General features: G+C 69.6%; 18 protein-coding genes. 13 read left to right on the top strand and 5 right to left on the bottom strand.

Annotation, left to right across the window (positions count from 1 at the left end; genetic code table 11):
- Positions 1–350, bottom strand: a 350-nt coding sequence (locus G537_RS0125010) for an endonuclease domain-containing protein (protein WP_211230503.1), incomplete at its 3' end; no start/stop codon positions are given.
- A 119-nt stretch (positions 351–469) separates the two neighbouring features.
- Positions 470–1,534, bottom strand: a complete 1,065-nt coding sequence (locus tag G537_RS39745; RefSeq protein WP_034852945.1) for an ABC transporter substrate-binding protein — start codon at positions 1,532–1,534, stop codon at positions 470–472.
- A 295-nt stretch (positions 1,535–1,829) separates the two neighbouring features.
- Between G537_RS39745 and G537_RS0125000 the strand changes: the two genes are divergently transcribed.
- A complete protein-coding gene (locus tag G537_RS0125000) occupies positions 1,830–2,963 on the top strand; it encodes a lytic polysaccharide monooxygenase (protein WP_034852942.1) in 1,134 nt (377 codons plus the stop codon).
- A gap of 43 nt (positions 2,964–3,006) precedes the next feature.
- Here G537_RS0125000 and G537_RS0124995 read toward each other — a convergent pair whose 3' ends face one another.
- Positions 3,007–3,915, bottom strand: coding sequence for a LysR family transcriptional regulator (locus tag G537_RS0124995; protein WP_026872438.1), 909 nt, complete (start codon positions 3,913–3,915; stop codon positions 3,007–3,009).
- A 129-nt stretch (positions 3,916–4,044) separates the two neighbouring features.
- Between G537_RS0124995 and G537_RS0124990 the strand changes: the two genes are divergently transcribed.
- The 9 genes from G537_RS0124990 to G537_RS0124950 all read left to right on the top strand — a co-directional run bounded on the left by G537_RS0124990 (position 4,045) and on the right by G537_RS0124950 (position 13,117).
- The gene (locus tag G537_RS0124990) at positions 4,045–4,899 is read left to right on the top strand and encodes a dimethylarginine dimethylaminohydrolase family protein (RefSeq protein ID WP_026872437.1); all 855 of its coding nucleotides are present in this window, start codon (positions 4,045–4,047) and stop codon (positions 4,897–4,899) included.
- A gap of 9 nt (positions 4,900–4,908) precedes the next feature.
- A complete protein-coding gene (locus G537_RS0124985) occupies positions 4,909–6,096 on the top strand; it encodes an aminotransferase (protein WP_026872436.1) in 1,188 nt (395 codons plus the stop codon).
- 47 nt (positions 6,097–6,143) lie between these two features.
- On the top strand, positions 6,144–7,244 hold the full coding sequence (locus tag G537_RS0124980; protein ID WP_026872435.1) for an ABC transporter substrate-binding protein: 1,101 nt from the start codon (positions 6,144–6,146) through the stop codon (positions 7,242–7,244).
- Positions 7,245–7,311: 67 nt separating this feature from the next.
- On the top strand, positions 7,312–8,364 hold the full coding sequence (locus G537_RS0124975) for an ABC transporter ATP-binding protein (protein ID WP_026872434.1): 1,053 nt from the start codon (positions 7,312–7,314) through the stop codon (positions 8,362–8,364).
- Between the two features lie 361 nt (positions 8,365–8,725).
- Entirely contained in the window at positions 8,726–9,631 is a 906-nt protein-coding gene (locus G537_RS0124970; RefSeq protein WP_081689023.1) for an ABC transporter permease, read from the top strand.
- A gap of 2 nt (positions 9,632–9,633) precedes the next feature.
- Positions 9,634–10,431: an ABC transporter permease gene (locus G537_RS0124965; RefSeq protein WP_026872432.1), complete on the top strand. Its 798-nt coding sequence runs from the start codon at positions 9,634–9,636 to the stop codon at positions 10,429–10,431.
- A gap of 44 nt (positions 10,432–10,475) precedes the next feature.
- A complete protein-coding gene (locus G537_RS0124960) occupies positions 10,476–11,441 on the top strand; it encodes a heparin lyase I family protein (protein ID WP_026872431.1) in 966 nt (321 codons plus the stop codon).
- 198 nt (positions 11,442–11,639) lie between these two features.
- The gene (locus G537_RS0124955; protein ID WP_026872430.1) at positions 11,640–12,602 is read left to right on the top strand and encodes a heparin lyase I family protein; all 963 of its coding nucleotides are present in this window, start codon (positions 11,640–11,642) and stop codon (positions 12,600–12,602) included.
- 101 nt (positions 12,603–12,703) lie between these two features.
- Positions 12,704–13,117, top strand: coding sequence for an organic hydroperoxide resistance protein (locus G537_RS0124950; protein WP_026872429.1), 414 nt, complete (start codon positions 12,704–12,706; stop codon positions 13,115–13,117).
- Between the two features lie 44 nt (positions 13,118–13,161).
- Here G537_RS0124950 and G537_RS0124945 read toward each other — a convergent pair whose 3' ends face one another.
- Both G537_RS0124945 and G537_RS0124940 read right to left on the bottom strand, forming a co-directional pair.
- Positions 13,162–16,641: a hypothetical protein gene (locus G537_RS0124945; protein ID WP_155888756.1), complete on the bottom strand. Its 3,480-nt coding sequence runs from the start codon at positions 16,639–16,641 to the stop codon at positions 13,162–13,164.
- A 195-nt stretch (positions 16,642–16,836) separates the two neighbouring features.
- Positions 16,837–17,874, bottom strand: coding sequence for a LacI family DNA-binding transcriptional regulator (locus tag G537_RS0124940; RefSeq protein WP_026872427.1), 1,038 nt, complete (start codon positions 17,872–17,874; stop codon positions 16,837–16,839).
- A 113-nt stretch (positions 17,875–17,987) separates the two neighbouring features.
- On the opposite strand from G537_RS0124940, the gene G537_RS0124935 reads away from it, so the two are divergent.
- The 3 genes from G537_RS0124935 to G537_RS0124925 are packed head-to-tail and all read left to right on the top strand — an operon-like array spanning position 17,988 to position 21,208.
- The gene (locus tag G537_RS0124935; RefSeq protein WP_081689022.1) at positions 17,988–19,058 is read left to right on the top strand and encodes a Gfo/Idh/MocA family protein; all 1,071 of its coding nucleotides are present in this window, start codon (positions 17,988–17,990) and stop codon (positions 19,056–19,058) included.
- Positions 19,055–19,972 (top strand): sugar phosphate isomerase/epimerase family protein, encoded by a 918-nt coding sequence (locus G537_RS0124930; RefSeq protein WP_051249098.1) that lies wholly within the window; start codon positions 19,055–19,057, stop codon positions 19,970–19,972. The genes G537_RS0124935 and G537_RS0124930 overlap by 4 nt, the downstream gene beginning before the upstream one ends.
- 21 nt (positions 19,973–19,993) lie before the next feature.
- Positions 19,994–21,208: an ABC transporter substrate-binding protein gene (locus G537_RS0124925; RefSeq protein ID WP_026872424.1), complete on the top strand. Its 1,215-nt coding sequence runs from the start codon at positions 19,994–19,996 to the stop codon at positions 21,206–21,208.
- Positions 21,209–21,244 lie beyond the last annotated feature (36 nt).

Raw genomic sequence — 21,244 nt, 5'->3', positions numbered from 1 at the left:
CGGTGCCGCAATTCGTGCGCGATCATCTCGGCCACCGCCTCGGTTTCCTGCAGGACCTGATGGTTCCAGAAGCGCAGCACGGTCCCGCCCTGCGCGTTCAAGTAGGCCGTCCGGTCGCGGTCCCGCTCCTCGGTGTGCTGGCTGCCATCGACCTCGACGGCCAGCCGGGCCTTCTCGCAATAGAAGTCGAGAACATAGGGGCCGAAGGGATGCTGGCGGCGGAACTTCGCCCCCTCGATCCCCCGCCGGGAAAGCACGAACCACAGCTTCCGCTCCGCATCGGTTCCGTTCTGCCGCAGGCGTCGTGCCCGGCCGACCGAACGGCTCTCCAACTTCCGGTCGCCCGCCATCCCCCTCACCCTCCCATTCGCCAACGCGAATGGGCCCCTCCCTCTCCTCGGGGAGAGGGAGTTTACCGCAGAGCAAAGGTGGCAGGCGACCGGGCCACATGGGCTTTAACCCCCGCCACTTACCCTTCCGTCGGCGTCGCGGGCAGCTCCTTCCCCGCGGCGACGGCGTCGATCAGCTTCACCGTCCAGTCCTGCGGGTAGGTGGCGTTGGTGACGCCGCCTTCCGGCGTGTGCGCCAGCCAGTAGTCGAGCTTCGCCTGCTCCACCACCACGGTCGGCAGCCGCAGGTCCTTCGGGACCTCCTTGCCGGCCAGGATCTGCTGCGCCACCCAGAAGGCGACCTGGGCGGCGCCCGGGGCGATCGACAGGCTCATCGTCTCATAGCCGTTGGCCGACTGCTCCTTCCACCACTTCAGCTCCTCGTAGCGGTTGCCCATGATGATCAGGGGCACCTTGCGCCCGGCCGCCTGGAAGGCCTGGGCCGCGCCGTAGCCGTCGCCGCCCTGGGTCACCACCGCGTCGATCTCCGGCAGGGTCGGCAGGATGCCGGCGACCTCGCGCTGCGCCACGGTCTGGGTCCAGTCGCCGTGCACCGAGCCGGCGATGGAGAAGCCGGGATGGGCCTTCACCCCCGCCTCGATGCCCTTGTGGATCTCGTCGTCGACGAAGACGCCGGCGAGGCCGCGGATCTCCAGCAGCTTGCCGCCCTTCATCCGGCCGGCGACGTAGTCCATCTGGGCGCGGCCCATGCCCTCGAAATCGATGGCGATGCGCCAGGCGCAGGGTTCGGTGACGATGCCGTCGAAGGAGACGACGACGATGCCGGCGTCGCAGGCCTCCTTGACCGCGCCGTTGACCGCGGTCGGCGACGCCGCGTTGATCACGATCGCGTCGTAGCCCTGCAGGATCATGTTCTGGATCTGCGCCGCCTGGTCGGTCGGCGAGTTGTCGGCGGTGGTGAAGGCCGGCGCCTCGGCCACCAGCTTCTTCTCGACCGCCGTCTTGGCGACCTCGTCCCAGCTCTTCAGCATCGCCTGGCGCCAGGAATTGCCGGCGTAGTTGTTGCTGAGCGCGATCGTCTTGCCCGAGGTGTCGCCGGTGGCGACCCCCTCCGCCGCCTGGGCCGGCACCGCGGCGACGCCGCACAGGAGGGCCGCCAGAGCCCAGCCTCTCACACCACCCATGGACCAGATCCTCCCGAAATTTTCTGTCCGGACTCACCTCCGGCGGCGGCACTATGAGATTGATCAGACAAATTGACAAGTGTTCGGCCGGGAGAACAAATGCGCGCCCCTGACCGCCTTCATCCCCGGTTCGTGAGGAGCGAGCATTTTATTCCCAGAAAAATTTTCGTACTCCGAAAAAACAATTTGGAACCGGTTCCTCCGGCACGCATTTCCGGCGCGGCGGGGCTGCGGATCCCGTTCCCACGGCGTTTTGGGCCCTCGCCTTGCATTGTCCTATGGGGGAGATGTTCGAGTGAGACTTCTGTCCATCGCGGCGCTCGCCGCGTCCGGCATCGCGGCCGCGCCGGCGGCCTGGGGCCACGGCACGCTGGAGATGCCGATCAGCCGGGTCTATGCCTGCTACCAGGAAGGCCCGGAGACTCCGAAATCCGAGGCGTGCAAGGCAGCGAAGGCCGTCGGCGGCGCGCAGGCCTTCTACGACTGGAACGGCGTGCGCCAGGGCGATGCCGGCGGCAACCACCAGGCGGTGGTGCCGGACGGCCAGCTCTGCTCCGGCGGCGGGGCGGAGTTCCGCGGCCTCGACCTGGCCCGCCCCGACTGGACCAAGTCGTCGATCGCCCCGACCGCGGCCGGCGACTACACCTTCGTCTGGAAGGCGACGGCGCCGCACGCGACCAGCTATTTCCAGTACTACATCACCAAGAACGGCTGGAGCCCGAACGCGCCGCTGAAGTGGAGCGACCTGGAGGCCTTCGCCACTGTCTCCGGCTCGGCCGCGCAGAAGGTCGGCGATCAGTACCGGATGACGGTGAAGCTGCCCCAGGGCCGGAAGGGCGACCACGTCATCTACGGCATCTGGCAGCGCGCCGACAGCCGGGAGGCGTTCTACGCCTGCTCCGACGTCAAGTTCCCGGGCGACGGCACGCCGGTGCCGACCACCGGCTGGGAGGATCAGGGCCCGCTGATCGCCAACAGCGACCTGGCCGCCGGCAGCACGGTGACGCTGCGCGTCTTCGACCCGTCCGGGCGCGATGCGGCCAAGCATTCGGTGACCCTGACCGCCGCGACCGGCAAGGCGGCGATGTGGCCCTACACCCTGGCGCAGAAGGTCAATGCGGAATCGCAGATCTTCAGGATCGGCGTGCTGCAGTCGGGCAGCGGCACGGCGAGCATCGTGCCGGCCCAGTCCGCGACCGCCAATCGCGTCCATCTGAGCAAGTCCTACGCCGGCTACTCCTACGAGATCGACAAGCAGGCGCCGTCCGGCGGCGGCGGCACGACCACCTGGGTCGAGGGCGCGAGCTACACGGTCGGCCAGGTCGTGTCCTATCAGGGCCGCAGCTACCGCTGCCTGCAGGCGCACACCGCCTGGGTCGGCGCCGGCTGGACCCCGGCGACCAGCCCGACGCTCTGGCAGGCTGTTTAACGGCGCCGTCCGGCCTGCCGTCGGAGGGCGGCAGGCCCGGCCTCTACGAATGTAGCCGCGCCGCCTGCAGATCCTGGATCAGCAGCTGTGCGGCGCGGGAGGCGGTGGCGCCCTTCCGGGTGACGATCTCGAAGGGCGCGTCGTATTGCAGGATCTCGGGCAGCAGCGCCCGCAGCCGGCCCTCCGCCACCCAGGGCGTGGCGTAGTGCACCGGCAGGAAGCCGAGATAGCCGCCGGACAGGATCAGGATCGCCTGCGCCTCCATGGCGTCGACCGTGGCCGCGGCCGAGGCCTCGGAGAGGCCGAGCCGGGTCAGGTCGCTGAGGTTCCAGTAGCCGCGGGTGATCAGCCGCTCGCGCGGGATCGCGCTCAAAAGCTCGGGCGTATCCGGCGCGTCGAACAGCCGGTGCCCGGCGCCGCAGTAGAAGCGGTGCCGTTCCGGATAGAGCGGCGTATAGGCCAAGCCCGGGACGCGGCGCGGGAAGCTGCCGACCGCGAGATCCAGCCGGCCGTCGAGCAGCAGTTTCTCCAGCATCGGCGGCGTGTCGATGGTCAGATGCAGATGCACCCGGTGGTCGCGATCGCCGAAGCGGCGCAGCGCCGGGATCACCGGCGACCCCGGATCGCCGGCGGTGGCGTCGAGCAGCCCGACCCGCAGGTCGCCCGCCAAGCGGGCGTCCAGGTTCGAGGCCTCGCCGCGGAACGCCTCGACCGCGTCCAGCAGGCGGCGCGCCGCGTCATAGACCGCCCGCCCCTTCTCGGTCAGCCGGAAGCCGGCACGGCCGCGCTCGCACAGCCGGGCGCCGAGCCGCCGCTCCAGCTGCGCCATCTGCGTCGAGACGGTGGAGGCGCCGAGGTTGAGCGCCGCCTGCGCCGCCGCGAAGCCGCCGGCATCGACCACGGTGACGAAGATCCGCAGCAGCCGCAGCTCCACATCGGTCACGTTCTTCATGCCGACGAGATTACATCGAGAATCTGCGAAGTGAACGTCGCGCCGCCGCTATTTTTCGGCGGCGCGGCCTCTGCCATCCTTCCGGCAACGAAACGGTGCTGTTCCAACGTTCGAACATCGAGGCTTTGCGTGACCTGGACCCTGGATTCCGAGACCGGCGTGCTGCGCGACGTGCTGCTGGCGACGCCCGAGCACTATTCCTGGCAGGCGACCAACAGCATCGCCCGGGCGACGCTGGAGGCCGGGTCGGCCTATGACCATCAGCGCGTCCAGGGCCAGTACCGGCAGATGGTCGACGCCCTCGAAGGCGCCGGCGTCACCTGCCACTACCTGAAGACCGAGCCGCATCTGCCCTACCAGGTCTACACCCGGGATTCGAGCCAGGTGACGCCCTGGGGCCCGGTGGTGACCCAGCTGTTCCGGCCGCAGCGCCGCGGCGAATACGCCTCGGTGATCGAGTTCTACCAGCGGCACGGCGGCGTCTGGCGCTATTCCACCGACGGCACGCTGGAGGGCGGCGACATCCACATCATCCGCCCCGGCCTGCTGCTGATCGGCAGCTCCGGCGAGCGCACCAACGAGGCCGGCGCCCGCCAGTTCGCGCGCTGGTTCGAGGCCGAAGGCTGGGAGGTGCGGATCGAGCCCTTCCCCGAGCATTTCCTGCATCTCGACGTGATCTTCTGCATGGCCGCGGACGGGCTGGCCGTGGCCTGCACCGAGGTGCTGGACGACGGCCTGCTGGACTGGCTCAAGGCGCACCGCATCAAGCTGATCGACGTCACCTACAAGGAGGTGATGCGGATGGGCTGCAACCTGCTGGCGCTGGGCCGCGACCGGGTGCTGTCGCCGCAGCACAGCGCCCGGGTGAACGCCGCTCTGCGGGCCGAAGGACTGACCGTGCTGGAGCCGGAGCTGGACCTGCTGGCCGCCGGCGGCGGCAGCATCCACTGCATGACCATGCCGCTGAAGCGCGATCCGGTGTAATCAGGGGCCATGGTCACGCTCAACCCCCTCCTCGCCGCCGTCGCGGCGCCGCCGATCGCCGAGGCCCAGCGCTGGGTCGAGGGCCGCAGCTTCCCGGCCGACCGGCCGCTGATCGACCTGGCCCAGGCCGTGCCGGGCTACGCCCCGCCGGAAGCGCTGACGGCGCATCTGGCGGAGCGGCTGCGCGACCCCGCCGTGCACCGCTACACCGCGATCCTCGGCCTGCCGGCCCTGCGCGCGGCGCTGGCGGCGCGCTTCGCCCGCTACTATGGCGGCGCCATCGGCCCAGCGAACGTGGCGATCACCGCCGGCTGCAACCAGGCCTTCTGCCTGGCGATGGCGGCGCTGGCCAGGCCCGGCGACCAGGTGGTGCTGCCGCTGCCCTACTACTTCAACCACCGGATGTGGCTGGACGCGACAGGCATCGAGGCGCTGCACCCGGCCTTCCGGCCCGACGCCGGCGGCGTGCCGGACGTGGAGGAGGTCGCGCGGCTGATCACCGACCGCACCCGCGCCATCGTGCTGGTGACGCCGAACAACCCGACCGGCGCGATCACCCCGGCCGAGACGCTGCGCGCCTTCTACGATCTCGCCAGGCGCCGCGGCATCGCCCTGGTGCTGGACGAGACCTATATCGACTTCCTGCCGACCGACGACCGGCCGCACGACCTGTTCGAGGACCCGGACTGGGGCTCGACCGTGGTGCATCTCTACAGCTTCTCCAAGGTCTTCGCGATCACCGGCCATCGCGTCGGCGCGCTGACCGCCGGGCCGGCGCTGATGGCCCAGGTCGAGAAGGCGATGGACTGCGTCGCCATCTGCGCCCCGCGGATCGGGCAGGAGGCGGCGCTGTTCGGCCTCGAGCAGATCGGCGGCTGGGTCCGGGCCAACACCGCCTCGATGCGCGAGCGGGCGACCGTCTTCCGTGCCGCCCTGTCGCAGTTGGAGGGCTGGCGCCTGGTCAGCCTGGGCGCCTTCTTCGCCTATCTCGAGCATCCCTTTCCCGGGCGCGACGCCGTCGCGGTGGCCCGCGGGCTGGCGCTGGAGCACAATCTCTTGACCCTGCCGGGCAGCATGTTCGGGCCGGGGCAGGACCGCTTCCTGCGCGTCGCCTTCGCCAATGTCGGCAGCGACGTGGCCCCCATCGTCGCCGACCGGCTGGCGGCGGCCCTGGCGTCGCCCCGCGACGCCGCCTAAAGACATGTCGTCGCGCGACGCCGCATAAGAAAACACGAGGAGGTTTCATGACCCGCGAGATCTATCGCTACTCCCCGAGCCGGCGGACGCTGCTGAAGCTGTCCGCCGCCGGCGCCGCCCTGGCCACGATCGGCCGGGCGCCCTTCGTGCATGCGCAGGAGCGCAGCATCAAGATCGGCACCTATGGCGGCTATTTCGAGGAGAGCTTCGGCAAGCACGTCTTCCCGGAGTTCACCAAGGCGACCGGCATCAAGGTCGAGGGCGTCGGCGAGCCGACCGGCGAGGCCTGGCTGGTGCAGCTGCAGACCGCGGCCAATGCCGGCGAAGCCCCGGCGGACGTGTCGATGATGGCCCAGGTGGCCATGCTGCGCGGCATCAAGTCCGGCCTGTGGCAGGCGCTGGACCCGGCGAAGATGCCGAATGCCGAGAAGGTGTTCCCGGAGTTCATCAACAAATACGACGACGGCCGCATCGCCGGCGTCGCGGCCGTGGCCTGGTTCATCACCCTGGTCACGAACACCGAGACCTATCCCGAGGCCCCGACCAGCTGGGCGGCGCTGTGGGACAAGGCGAATGAGGGCAAGATCGGCCTGATGGCGCTGGCCAGCAACTCCTTCCTGCTGGAGATCACCGCCCACACCCATTTCGGCGGCAACACCGATATCCTGTCGACCAATGAGGGCGTCGAGAAGGTGCTGGCCAAGCTGGCCGAGCTGAAGCCGAACGTGTCGCTGTGGTACCGCGATGAGGGCCAGTTCCAGAACGCCCTGCAGTCGGGCGAGATCCCGATGGGCGAGTACTATCACGACGTCACCGGCCTCGCGATCAAGGACGGCTTCCCGGTGCGCTCGACCTTCCCGAAGGAGGGCGGCGTGTCCGACCGCGGCTCCTGGGCCGTCAGCAAGGCGTCGAAGAAGCTGGAGGAGGCGCAGGTCTTCATCGACTTCATGTGCCAGCCGGCGCAGCAGGAGCTGCTGTCGCGCAAGGTCGGCACCGCGCCGATCGTGCCGCGCGAGATGCTGACCCTGTCGCCCGAGGAGTTCGCCGCCGTCTCCAGCGACATCAAGCCGATCATCCCGGACTACAAGCTGTACACCGAACGCGGCGACTGGGTCGCGGAGAAGTGGACGGCGATGATCACCGGCTGATAGAGAGCGCGCCCCGGCCGCCTCCCATTGTGCGAGGGGCGGCCGGGCTTTCGCGAGACAGAACCGCATGCACGAGCTCCGCCTCCAGGGCATCGCCAAGGATTACGGCCGGGTCACCGCCGTCACCGATGTCGACCTCGCCGTCCCGGCCGGCCAGCTGGTCTGCTTCCTCGGCCCGTCGGGCTGCGGCAAGACCACGCTGCTGCGCATCATCGCCGGCCTCGAAGCCCCGACCAAAGGTCAGCTGCTGCTTGATGGCCGCGACATCACCCCGGTGCCGACGCATCAGCGCGGCTTCGGCATGGTGTTCCAGTCCCTGGCGCTGTTCGACCATCTGACGGTCGGCGAGAACATCGCCTACGCCCTGCGCATCCGCGGCGCCGACAAGGCGGCGCAGCGCAAGCGGGCAGAGGAGCTGCTGGCCCTGGTGCAGCTGCCGGGCGTGGCCGACCGGCACGTCTCGCAGCTGTCCGGCGGCCAGCGCCAGCGCGTCGCCATCGCCCGGGCCCTGGCGATCGACCCCAGCCTGTTCCTGCTGGACGAGCCGCTGTCCGCGCTCGACGCCAAGCTGCGCGAGGCGATGCAGATCGAGCTGCGGCAGCTGCAGCAGCGGCTGGGCGTCACCACCATCCTGGTCACCCACGACCAGCGCGAGGCCATGACCATGGCCGACCTGATCGTGGTCATGGGCAACGGGCGGATCCAGCAGGCCGGCGCGCCGCTGGAGATCTACCGCCGCCCGGCCAACGCCTTCGTCGCCGACTTCATCGGCACCGGCAACCTGCTGCCGGTCCGGGTCGACGGCGCGGGCCTGCGCCTCGGCGACGCGGTGCTGACCGCGAGCGAAGGGCTGGACGGCCTCACGCCCGGCGCCGGCGCCACCCTGCTGGTGCGGCCGGAGGAGGTGCAGCTGCGCCCGGCCGGCGAGGCCGGTCCGAACCGGGTGGCGGGCACGGTCGATTTCGTGCGCGACCTCGGCAATGCGGTCGAGGTCACTGTCGACTGCGCCGGCACCCGTCTCGTCGCCGCCGCCGCGCGCAAGGACCTGCCGCCGATCGCGGCCGGCCAGACCGTGACGGTCGAGCTGCCGCCCGAATCCTGCGTGGTGCTGGCGGCATGACCGCGCCCACCCACCCCGCGCCGATGCCTTCCCACTCTCCCCCTCCCCTTGCGGGCTACCGGATTCACACATCGATCGGCGACACCGATGGCTGGCATATGAACAGATTGCCTCTCCCGCTTGCGGGAGAGGTCGGACATCCGAAGGATGTCCGGGTGAGGGGACCGCGGCCTTGCCGGAAGCACAGCTTCGCGGCGAGTGAGCGCATGATCCGCCCTTGTCCTGAAACGCTGGCCCTGGTGTCGCGGCCGGGCCGCCCTCACCCGGTCTCGCTGCGCGAGCCCGACCTCTCCCGTAAGCGGGAGAGGCAATCTGTTCTCGCGTCCAAGGCTTATCCCGGCGATTCTCTCGGGAGGACCGCATGACCGCGCCCGCCGCGATCGCGGCCGCATCGGCCCCGCCGGCCGCCCCTGCAGCCCCCCGCGGGCTCGTCGCCCGGCTACCGGCGCTGTGGCCGGCGGCGATGCTGGGCGTGTTCTTCCTGATCCCCTTCGTGATCATGGTGGCGTTCAGCTTCTATCACCGGGTCGAGGGCGGGCTGTACCAGCCGGCCTTCGAGCTGGAGAACTACGCCCGGTTCTGGACTCCGCTGTTCACCCGGGTGCTGGGCTTCTCGCTGATGATCTGCGGCCTCGCCGCCGTGATCTGCGTCACCGCCTCGGTCCCCTTCACCTGGTTCCTCAGCCGCACCCGGCGGCGGGCGCAGGTGGCCTGGCTGGTCGGCATCCTGTCGATCCTGTCGCTGTCCGAAGTGATCATGGGCTTCGCCTGGTCGATCCTGCTGTCGCGCTCGGCCGGTGTCTCCAACCTCCTGGTCACGCTCGGCATCCTGTCCGCACCCGACGCCTGGACGCCGAGCTTCGGCGCCCTGCTGATGGGCCTGTGCTTCATCGGCTTCCCCTATTCGGTGCTGATGCTGTACCCGGCGGTGAACCGCCTGGACCCGGAGATCACCGAGGCCGCGCGCACCCTCGGCGCCTCGCCGTCGCGCGCCTTCTTCACCGTGGTGATCCCGTCGCTGCGCCAGGCGATCCTGGCGACCGCGATCCTGGTCTTCGTCTTCACCCTCGGCTGCTATGTCCTGCCGCAGGTGCTGGGCAAGCCGGAGCACTGGACGCTGTCGGTGCTGATCACCGACCAGGCGATCTACCAGTCGAACATCCCCTTCGCCGCGGCGCTGGCGGTGTTCCTGGTGCTGGTCAGCCTGGCCCTGATCGGGCTGACGCTGCTGCTGGGCCAGGGCCGCAGATCGAAAGGGGGGCGCTGACCATGGGCCGCATGCTCTCCCGCCTCTATATGGGCCTGATCGGGGCCGTCCTGCTGGCGCCGATCGTCGTCATCATCGGCGTGTCGCTGAACGAGAAGAAGCGCCTGCTGTTCCCGCCGCAGGGCCTGTCCTTCGCCTGGTTCGGCGAGATGCTGCAGGATCCCGAATGGGTCGGGGCGCTGAGCAACAGCGTGACCATCGCCGTACTGGCCGCCGCCCTGTCGGTGGCGATCGCGCTGCCGATGGCCTGGTATCTGTGGCGCTGGAACCCGCGCTGGGGCCGCGCCCTCTACACCCTCGGCATCGCCCCCTTCATCCTGCCGCCGGTGGTCTCGGCCCTGGGCTTCCTGATCTTCTGGCAGATCGTCGGCCTGTACGGGCACATCGCCGCCACCATCGTCTCGCACGGCATCTTCTTCGTCACCCTGCCGCTGGTGAACATCGCGCTCGGCCTGGCCTCGATCGACCGCGCGGCGGTGGAGGCGGCGCGCACCCTCGGCGCCGACGAGCGCACGGTCTTCCGCACCATCGTGCTGCCCTCGATCCGGCCCTACATCATCTCCGGCTACGCCTTCGCCTTCGTGCTGAGCCTGAACGAGTACATCGTCGCCTATATGGTGGCGGGATCGACCGTGGTGACGCTGCCGATCAAGATCTTCAACGCCCTGCGCTACGGCTACACCCCGGTGATGGCGGCGGTGACGGTGCTGTTCGTGGCGGTGGCGGCGCTGGTGTTCTCGCTGGTCGCCTGGCGCGGCGACCTGCCGCGGCTGCTCGGGGCCACCCGTCCGCCGCGCTGAGGGATAATGCGACTTTCGTCCTGATTCGGCAGCCGGGCCCGTCCATGCTTCCAGTTTCCCTGCGGCGGTGCCTGCTGCCGACCGTCCTCCTGCTGGCCGCCGCCCCGGCCCTCGCCGACCCGCTCAGCGACGGGTTCGAGGGCGGGCGCATCCCCTCGCAGGTCTGGTCGCCCTGCCTGCGGCCGGAGGGGCGCTTCTTCATCGAGGAGACGGTGGTGCGCTCCGGCCGCTACGCCGCCGGCATGGCCCTGCTGCCGACGCCGGACCTGCCGCCGTCGGTCGAGGTGGCCAGCAACGGGCACCGGCGCAGCGGCTGCATCGATTCCGACCGGGACATGGAGTTCATGCCGGGCAGCGACCAGCGGGCCGAGCTGTGGCTGCGGGACATGCCGCCGAAGGGCACCGACCTGTGGTACGGCTTCAGCTTCCGCATCGACGCGCCGCCGGCGCCCGAGGCCGATGCGGGGCGCTTCCTGGTCGGCCAGTGGAAGCAGGCCGGCCAGTACAGCCCCTTCCTGGGCCAGCGCTTCCGCAACCGGAAGTTCTACCTGACCGTGGAGCAGGACGGGCCGGCCAAGTACCAGCAGTGCCGGGTGCTGGTGGCCTGGGAGGACGGCTACGACTTCTCCGACTTCCCGCCGCATCACAGCTTCCTGCATGACGGCTTCGACGAGACCGGCGCCAGGCTGCCGCCCGACTACACCGCGAACTGCGGCAGCGATCTCAGCATCGACCGCAAGGCGTCGCTGCCCTCACCCTACGGCGCCTGGGTCGACATGGTGGTCCACATCAAGGTCGATGCGCAGCCGGACGACCTGATCGAGGTCTGGGCCAACGGCCAGCAGATCGTCACCGTCCGCGGCCGGCTGGGCTACCGCGACAGCGGCCGGCAGTACTTCAAGATCGGCCCGTATCGCGACCCCGCCGACAGCCCGGTCGTGGCGTATCTCGACAATTTCGGCCTGGGCCACAGCTTCGAGGACGTGGATCCGCGGCGCTTCGACCGGTGATACCGCCGAGCCTGTTGCCGGACTCTTTCGCCATCATAGGTGTCGTCCAATTTGCCTCTCCCGCCACGCGGGAGAGGCAAATAACGCGATGATGATGAATTCATCGACTCGCTGGTATGAAGCCAACGTGAGCGCGGCCGCTTGGCTGCGCCCGGCCGGCCGCCTATCCTGCCGCGATCCGAGAGCCCCGGGGCGATCATGCTCGCAGCCCTGTCGCGGCAGCTTCTGCTGCCGGCCGTCCTGATCCTCGCCACGGCACCGGCCGCCGCCGCCGACATCACCGACGGCTTCGAATCGGGACGCATCGACCCGCAGATCTGGGCGCCCTGCCCGCGCGCCGAGAACCGCTTCTTCATCGAGGAGACGGTGGTGCGATCCGGCCGCTACGCCGCCGGCATGGCCCTGCTGCCGGACGGCAGCGTGCCGCCCGCCATGCCCTCCATCGAAGTGCAGCGCCGGCGCAGCGGCTGCCGCGACACCATGCCCGGCGCCGTGTTCAACCCGGAGGACGACCAGCGCGCCGAGCTGTGGCTGCAATCGACCGAGCCGGCAGGCGCCGACCGCTGGTTCGGCTTCAGCTTCCGCATCGACGGCCCGGCCGCCACGGCCGACGGCAACCGGCTGGTGATCGGCCAATGGAAGCAGAACGGCAGCCGCAGCCCGTTCCTGGCCCAGCGCTTCAAGAACGGCACCTTCCACCTGACCGTGGAGCAGGCGGGGCCATTGCCGGGCCAGCAGTGCCGGGTGCTGGTGGCCTGGCAGGACGGCTATGACTTCTCGGACTTCCCGGGCCGCCGCAGCTTCCTGCACGGCGGCGCCGACGAGCTGGGCGCCGAGCTGCCGACCGACCGCAGCGCCGATTGCAGCCGCGGCCTCGCCATCGACCGCCGGGCGCCGCTGCCCTCGCCCTTCGTCGCCTGGGTCGACATGGTGGTGCATCTGCGCGTCGCCGGAAGCCCGGACGACCTGGTCGAGGTCTGGGCCGACGGCGAGCCGGTCGTCACCATCCGCGGCCCGATCGGCTCCCCGGACGGCGGCGACCAGTATTTCAAGTTCGGGCCCTATCGCGACCCGGCGGAAACGCCGCTGGTGGTCCGCCTCGACAACTTCACCCGGGGCGAGAGCTTCGCCGCGGTCGATCCCCGGCGCTTCGACCGGTAGTATCGGGGCCGGGTGGCAGCCTCCGGCCGCCGTCCCATCTTTGTGGTGTCGTTCCATCCCCATGGCCGCATGGCCGGTGCGGCCCAGACAAGGAGAACGCGATGAACGTCCTGTACAAGGCCTCCGCCACCTCGACCGGCGGGCGCGACGGGCACACCCGATCCTCCGACGGCCGGCTGGACTTCGACCTCGCCCGACCGAAGGAGATGGGCGGCCAGGGCAGCGCCACCAACCCCGAGCAGCTCTTCGCCGCGGGCTATTCCGCCTGCTTCCTCGGCGCGCTGAAATTCGTCGCCGGCAAGGAGAAGGTGCAGGTTCCGGCCGAGGCCGCGGTGACCGCCGAGGTCGGCATCGGCGAGATCCCGGGCGGCTTCGGCCTCGACATCGACCTGCGCGTCTCGCTGCCCGGGATCGACCGGGCGCAGGCCGCCGAGCTGGTGGAGAAGGCGCACAAGGTGTGCCCCTATTCCAACGCCACCCGCAACAACGTCGACGTCCGGACGCAGATCGTCTGAGCCGACGGCGGCACGGCCGGGTCCTCCCCGGCCGTGCCTGACCCTCAGTCGAGATAGCCCTTGCCCTTGAGCCAGGCCTTGAGCCCCTCCTGGCTGTCCGGCTTCACCTCCTTGGCGAAGCCGTTCGCGTGCATGAGCGTCCGCTGCTCGGGATCGTACCAGAGCGGATCCTGGCTCGGCACCGAGCCGAGGCCGACCGGGGCGTCGCTCTTCTTCTGCGGCGCCCACCACCGGTCGCCCTGCCAGTACATGTTGCTGGCCGAATCCTCGTAGCGCTTGGTCTCGCCGTTGTAGCGGACGCCCGGATACTGCGAGAGATCGGCCTTGGTCGGGTCCGGGGGCAGCTGGAGATACTTCAGATCGTCCTGCGTCTCGGGCAGCTTGCCGTCCTTGGCGGTCATGGCCCTGACCGTCTCGGCCACCTCCTCCGCCTGCTCCGGCGTCCAGCTGTTGAAGATGCGGCCGAGGCGCGCCCGGGTGTAGTCGAGATCGCTGTAGGCGCCGGTCAGGACGTTGCCCGCGCTGCGGGTCAGCTCGTCGCCGCCCATCAGATGCTCGTCGCCGGGGAAGACCGTCTGGAGAACGCCGAGCAGGCCTTCGTCCAGGAAGTCGTTGTGCTCGGCCAGCACCTCCGCGACCTTCCGGTCCTTGACGCCGTAGAGCACCTGGATGGCGTCGGCATCGGCCTTGTCATATTTGTGGGCCGCGTCGTAGGCGCCCTTGCCCTGGACGATGCCGGCGCCGGCCACCTGCAGCACCGCCGCGACCCCGCTGACCTTCAGCGGGCCCAGGCGTGTGATCAGCCGGCCCAGGGCCGTTTCGGCGATCGTCCCGTCGGACAGCGTCGCGGTGGCCGAGGCGGCGAAGATGGCGTCGCTGACCGTGGCGGTGGCGTAGCCCGCGGACTTCACGAAATCCTGCTTCGTCCCGGCCACACCGAAGCCGTTCATGACGGCGTTGGTCAGGTCGGCGCCGACGTAGAGCACGTCGACCCCTCCGCCCCGCAGCTTCTCCAGCCCGCTCAGGGTCTTGCCCCAGACAGCTTTCTGCGTCGGGCTGAGATTGCTGTTGGCGACCCGCGTCTGCGCATTGTTGATCCGGGTCTCCAGGCTGGTCGGCGCGCCTGGATCCTTTCCGGTCAGGATCTCCCGGGCATTCGGCAGCACTGCCGTCTGGGCCGCGTTGAGCATCATCATCGTGTGCGGCACGTAGTAGACGAGATCGGCCGGCGAAGTATCGAGCGCATCGAGGTTGCGGCCGAACAGGATGGCGCTGCCGCCGCCGGAGATGCGCGTGATCGCGTTGGTGCCGACGTTCAGCCGCTCGGCGCTCGCCATCTGCCGCCGCTCGGTCTCGGTCGGCTGCGCCCGCCCGGCGATGATGTCCTCCAGCCTTCCCTGCCCCATGCTTGCCTTCAGCCCGTCGAGGAACTTGGCAAAGTCCTTATTGGGGTTCGGCCTCGTGCCGTTGACGTACTTCTGCAGGGCGTCGATCTCGGCCCGACTGGCCGTGGCGTCGCCACGGAGAATCGCTTGGTAGCGATTCTCCGCCATGGCCTGGTTGATGTTCTTGACGCCGCCCTTCAGCGTCTCGACCACGGCGAAGGTGGCGAGGGCACGGGTCGAGCGCTGGACCCAGATCGTGCCGGGCGTCTGTGGTTCGGTCGTCTCAGCGTTGGCGTAGGGATCGGTCTTGGTCTCGGGCAGCTCCGGCAGGCCGTCCATCGCCTCCTGGATCGACTTCGACTTGGTCATCATGATCCCGGTGCCGAAGAGCTGCGGGATCGGCGCGTCGTTGTCGAAGCCGTCGACCTTCTTCAGGTCGGTCTCGTAGAGGTCGAGCGCGAGCTGGATGCTTTCCTGCCGCTCCCATTGCGGCAGCTTCTTCTCGCCCTCGCGGGTCAGCTCCTGCGCCTTCTCCTTATTCCCAGGCAGGTTGTCGATCGCCTCCATGTCCCGCGCGAGCTGGTCCGCCGCGGAGATCGGGTCGTCCGACTTCACCCCGCCCCAGCCGCTGAGGCCGTGATAGAGATCGTTGTAGAGCTGGTTGATCTTGTCGTCCTGCGCGGTCGCGGCGGCGTCGAAATTCTCGATGCTGCGCCGCACCGCCCACTGGGCGTTCGAGTTCTGCGACAGATAGTCGTTGAAGCCGAGCTCGCCCTTCTTCTCCAGCTCCGCCTTCTTGTCGGCGCCGAGCGTCGCGGTGCGGGCGGCGATGGCGGTCAGCAGCGACGTGCCCGCCCCCTCCGCGTCCTCGCGGCTCATGATGCTGAAGAACTGCTGCTCGTGCAGCAGGTTGATGTGGTCCCCGGGCAGGTCGCTGTTCATCTTGTCGACGATCCGCGACGCCACGTGGTCGACGAAGGCCTTGCCGGCGCCCGCCTTGGCCCCGTCGTTGTAGAGGATGGTCTGGCAGGCCGCGCCGAGGTCGAGCAGGGCCTGGATCTGGCCCTTCCGGTCGTCGCCGCTGGATCGCGAGCCGGCGATCGCGTCGATCGACTGGTCGACCATCTTCTGGACGCGCGGATCGGAGGCCAGCAGCGAGCCGCTGCCCGGCAGGCTGTCCTTCGTGTCCGTCGTCTCGCGCAGCTTGGCCAGGAAGGCCTTGGCCCCGTCCGTGCCGCCCTTGCCCCAGGCGGCTTCGAGCTCCCGGACCGGGCGCTCGACCCGGAGCTCCTGGACCGCCTGCTTCACCCCTTCCTGGACGGCGGCGAGATACTGCTTCTCGTCGCCGCCGACATAGCTCTGATAGACGCCGGCCCGCTTGGTGAGGGCGGTGATCTTCGCCGCCTCCGGCCCTTCCGTGGCATCGGCAAGGGCGAGGAGCTGCCGCTTGGTGTCGGCCGTGACCTGGGCATAGTCGCCGCGGTCGCCCGCGGCCGCGATCTGGCCCAGCTGGTCGGTGGTCCGCCCGTCGGCCTTCCACGCCTGCTCCTTCATCTCGCGGACCTGATTGAGCGCGTCGAGGAAGACCGGATCATCGGGCGCGCGCTCGGCGATCGGCGCGACCAGGTCGCTGAACTCGCCGCGGTCGAGCTTGCCGTTGCCGTTGGCGTCGCGGCCGAAGCTGGGCACGCCCTGGCCCTGCGAGGCGTGGTCGACCTCCTGCGCGATGGCGACGACGAGGTCGTCCTTCGCCTTGTCCCGGTCCGCCTCGCTCTTCTTCGGATCGCCGGCGGTCGCGAGGGCCTGGCGCTGATTCTCCAGGAGGCCGAGCCGGCCCGAATCGAGGACGTAGACCTTGTCGCAGGATTCCAGCTGCTGGTCGATGTCGGCCGGCGCGCCCGGCCGGTTGCCGAAGGCCTTCGGGTCGAGCTGGGGCGTGGCCGCCAGCTGGGCGTGCAGGGCCTTGTTGTCGTTCGGGTCGACGCCGGCCTTCGCGTAGATCCGGAACGGCCACATCCCGGGTTCCACCTTGTGCTCGGAGATCCCGCGCGGCCCCTCGTTCCAGCGATAGGTGGGCGGCGCCTCCGGCTGCGCCGGCGGTTCGGCCGGCTTCTCGTCCTTGGCGCGCTGGACGGACAAGGTGAACTGGTCCGCGGCGTTCGGAGACCGCCTGGTGCCGGCCGCGCTGCGATTCTGTCCGACTTCGGAAAGGACACCCCTGAAGCTCAGGCTCATGACCGCCCCCCGGGCCGTGATTGATTCATGACAATTCCGTGACAGGGAGGCTACGGATGGAATTCCCATCTCGTCAACCGGAACCGTCTCCGCGGCGGACTATCCGCCCAGCATGACCCGGTCGCTCTCGCGCGGCACCAGCTCGAGCGGCCAGAGGGCCTGGACCGGGCCGTCGCCGTACTCCTCGGCATGATCCGGCATGGCCGCCAGCAGCGCCTCGGCCAGCTTGACGCCGAGATCGTGCAGCGACAGGCGGAAGCAGGTCAGCGCCGGCGACAGGAAGCGGCTGAACGGGCTGTCGATCATGCCGCCGATCACCGCGATCTCCCGCCCGGGCCTGAGGCCGGCCTCGTTCAGCCGGCGATAGGCGCCAACCACCATCCGCTCGTTGACCACGAACAGCGCGGTCGGCGGCGGACCGCGGCGCAGCAGCGCGTCGGCCATGCGGTAGCCGCCGGCCTCGGTCATCTCCTCCGGCTGCACCAGCGCCTCGTCGAAGCCGATGCCGTGCTTCGCCAAAGCCTTGCGATAGCCGTCCAGGAGGATATGGCCCTGCATCAGGTCATGCCCGGCATTGCCGAGGGCGATGCGGCGATGGCCGAAGCCGACCAGCCGGTCGATCCCGGTCTCCGCCGCCTGGTGGAAGTCGAGGTCGAGCCAGGGGTGGTCACCGCCCGACCGGCTGCGGCCCAGCGCCGCGAAAGGGAAGCGGCGCTGGGCCAGATAGTCGAGCCGCGGGTCGATCCGCCGGGTCCAGGGCAGCAGGATGCCGTCGGCCAGGCGCCGCTCCACCACCCGGCGCAGCTGCGCCTCGTGGTCGCCGTCCGGCGTGTTCAGCAGCACGACCAGGTCGAGACCGTGCCGGGCCAGCACCTCCTGCACCCCGTCGAACAGGCCGATGAAGAACGGCTCGCCATAGGGCTCCGGCCCGCTATAGGCCTGCAGCATGAAGGCGACGGCGTTGGTCGACCCCTTGCGCAGGCTGCGGCCGGACTGGTTCGGCGAATAGCCGAGCGCCGCCGCCGCCTCCAGCACGCGCCGTCGGGTCTCGGGGTTGACGTCGCCGCGGCCGTTGAGGGCGCGGGAGACCGTCCCGATCGAGATGTTCAGATGCTTCGCGAGCTCGCGGATTCCCAAGCGTCCTCTCCCTTTGGCGACGACAGAGTGCAGCGAAACCCACCGGCCGCGCCAGAAGCCGATTGACAGCCGGATACGTCCGACATCAATATATCGTAAACGTTTACGGCGACATGATCGAACAATTTGCCGCCGATCGAGGAGGGAACGAAGTGCGAGCCGTGCTTGCCGGATGCGGCGCCATGAGCCGGGCCTGGCTCGACGCCGCCCGCCAGATCCAGGGGCTGGAGGTCGTCGGCCTGGTCGACCTGGACCCGGAGCGGGCGCGGGGTCGCGCCGCCGAGTTCGAGCTGCCGGACGCCGAGATCGGCACCGACCTGCCGGCCCTGCTGGACCGGCTGCGCCCCGACATCCTGTTCGACGTGGTCGTGCCCGCCGCCCGCCGCGAGGTGGTACTGGCCGGCCTCAAGCGCGGCTGCCACGTGCTGAGCGAGAAGCCGATGGCCGACAGCCTCGACGCGGCGCGGGAGCTGGTGATGGCCGCCAGGGCCGCCGGCCGGCTGCATGCGGTGGTGCAGAACCGGCGCTACATCCCCGGCATAAGGCGTCTGCGCCGCGCGGTCGAGAGCGGCCTGATCGGCGAGCTGACCGGGGTGCATTGCGACTTCTTCCTGGCGCCGCATTTCGGCGGCTTCCGGGAGGAGATGCGGCACGTGCTGCTGCTGGACATGGCGATCCACACCTTCGACGCCGCCCGCCACGTCGCCGGCCGCCGCCCCCTCGCCGTCTACTGCCACGAGAGCAATCCCGCCGGGTCCTGGTACGCCCACGGCGCCAGCGCCAATGCCGTCTTCGAGCTCGAGGGCGGCGCCGTCCTGACCTATCGCGGCAGCTGGTGCGCCGAGGGGCTGCGCACCAGCTGGGAGAGCGCCTGGCGCCTGACCGGCACCCGCGGCAGCCTGACCTGGGACGGCGCCGAGGACTTCCGCGCCGAGGTCGCAAGCGGCCGGCGCGAGGGCCTGTTCTTCGAGCCCGAGACGGCCGCGGTGCCGCCGCTCGACCCCACCGACCGGACCGGCGGCCATCTCGGCGTGATGCGCGACTTCGTCGATGCCATCCGCACCGGCGCCGAGCCGGAAACCGTCAGCCACCGGAACTTCCACAGCCTCGCCATGGTCTTCGCCGCGATCGAGAGCGCGCGCCAGGGCCGCCGCGTGGCCATCGAAACGATCGAGGGATCATGACCAGCACACGGCCGCAGCGCGCGAACCATCAGGACATCCGCATCGGCACGATGGTGAAGGCCAATGGCGACGACCCGGCCGGCTACGTCCGCCGCATCGTCGAGCTCGGCTTCGAGAGCATCGAGCCGTTCTTCTGGCAGACGCTGGGCGGCAAGGACATTCCGCGCCTGGCCGCGGAGATCCGCGAGGCGATCGGCGACAGCGGCGTCACCGTCGGCGCGCTCGGCATCTTCGGCAACCCGCTGGAGGACCAGGCGCAGGACCGCGAGACCCTGGCCGGGTGGGAGGCGCTGATCGACAACGCCCACCTCTTCGGCACCGACATCGTCGCCGGCTTCACCGGCCGGGTGCGCGGCCGGCCGCTGGAGGAGAGCCTGCCGCGGTTCAAGGAAGTGTTCGGCCGGCTGGCGAAGCGCGCCGCCGACAAGGGCGTGCGGCTGGCCTTCGAGAACTGCCCGATGGAGGGCAGCTGGAAGACCGGCGACTGGAACATCGCCCACAACCCGGCGGCCTGGGAGCTGATGTTCGACGCCCTGCCGGACGACAATCTCGGCCTCGAATGGGAGCCGTGCCACCAGCTGTACTACCTGATCGACCCGGTGCCGCAGATCCGGCGCTGGGCGCCGAAGATCTTCCACGTCCACGGCAAGGACGCGACGGTGCGCTGGGACGTGGTCAAGGAGCACGGCGTGCACGGGAAGGTGCCCTTCGCCTTCCACCGCACCCCGGGCTTCGGCGACACCGACTGGACCCGGGTGATCACCGAGCTGCGCCTCGGCGGCTTCAAGGGCTCGATCGACATCGAGGGCTGGCACGACCCGGTCTATCGCGACGAGCTGGAGATGACCGGCCAGGTCCAGGGCCTGCGCTACCTGCAGCGCTGCCGCGGCGGGGAGTTCGTCGCCAATCCATAACCGACACAGTGGAGGAAGCTCATGTCCAGGACCCTGCGACTTCTGTTGGGAACCGCCGCCCTTCTCACCTCCACCCTCGCCCAGGCCGAGCCGGTGACGCTGGAGGTCTGGACCCATGACGACGAGGGCGAGTTCACCTATGTGCTGGCCAGGGAATTCGCGGCCAAGCACCCCGACATCAAGGTCAACATCAAGCACGTCAACTTCGCCGACGTGGTGAACGACTCGATGCGCGCCTACGCCGCCGGTTCGGCGCCCGACGTGATCGGCATCGACAACCCGGAGACGGCGATGTTCGCGGCGCGCGGCGTGCTGCTGGACCTGACGCCCTATGTCGAGCAGTCGCAGGTGATCAGGGCCGATGCCTTCTACCCCGGCCCGCGCAACTCCTCGACCTGGGACGGCAAGCTCTACGCCATCCCGCGCGCCTCCAACACCCTGGCCCTCTACTACAACGCCGACATGTTCAAGGCGGCGGGCCTCGACCCCGACAAGCCGCCGCAGACCTGGGACGAGCTGTACCAGGCGGCGAAGAAGCTCACCGATCCGAGCAAGAACGTCTACGGCCTCGCCTTCTCCGCCATCGGCACCGAGGAGGGCACCTTCCAGTTCCTGCCCTTCATCCAGAGCGCCGGCGCCGACTACGACAGCGTCGGGTCGGACGGCGCGGTGCGGGCACTGGAGTTCTGGCAGAAGCTGCTGGACGAGAAGCTGGCTTCGCCCGACACGCTGATCCGCAGCCAGCACGATTCCGCCGGCACCTTCAACGCCGGCAGCGCCGCGATGGTCATCTCCGGCCCGTGGGAGCTGCCGTTCATGGCCAAGGAGGCCAAGTTCGACTATCGCGTCGCGCTGTTCCCGGTGGAGAAGGAGGGCAGCCCGCGCGCCTCCGCCCTCGGCGACTTCAACAACGTGATCTTCAAGACCTCCAAGCACCCGAAGGAGGCCTTCATGCTGCTGGAGTACATCTATTCGCAGAACCACCGGATCTGGAACGAGTTCGGCCTGCTGCCGCCGGTCCAGGACGCCAAGGCCGACTCGCCGCAGTGGCCGCAGGCCTATGCCGTGTTCACCGAGCAGATGCAGTACGCCCGGCCGCGCGGCCCGAACCCGGACTGGCCGAAGATCTCGAAGGCGATCCAGACCGCGATCCAGTCGACCCTGACCCACCAGACCGACGCCAAGACGGCGCTCGCGACCGCCCAGTCGACGATCGACCGCGTGCTGAAGAAGTGAGGACGACCGGACACGACCTGATCATTCAAGCTCCCC

Source organism: Inquilinus limosus DSM 16000, assembly GCF_000423185.1.
Classification (GTDB): domain Bacteria; phylum Pseudomonadota; class Alphaproteobacteria; order DSM-16000; family Inquilinaceae; genus Inquilinus; species Inquilinus limosus.
Note: the sequence above shows the minus strand (reverse complement) of the source record. Positions and strands in the feature narration are given on the sequence as shown.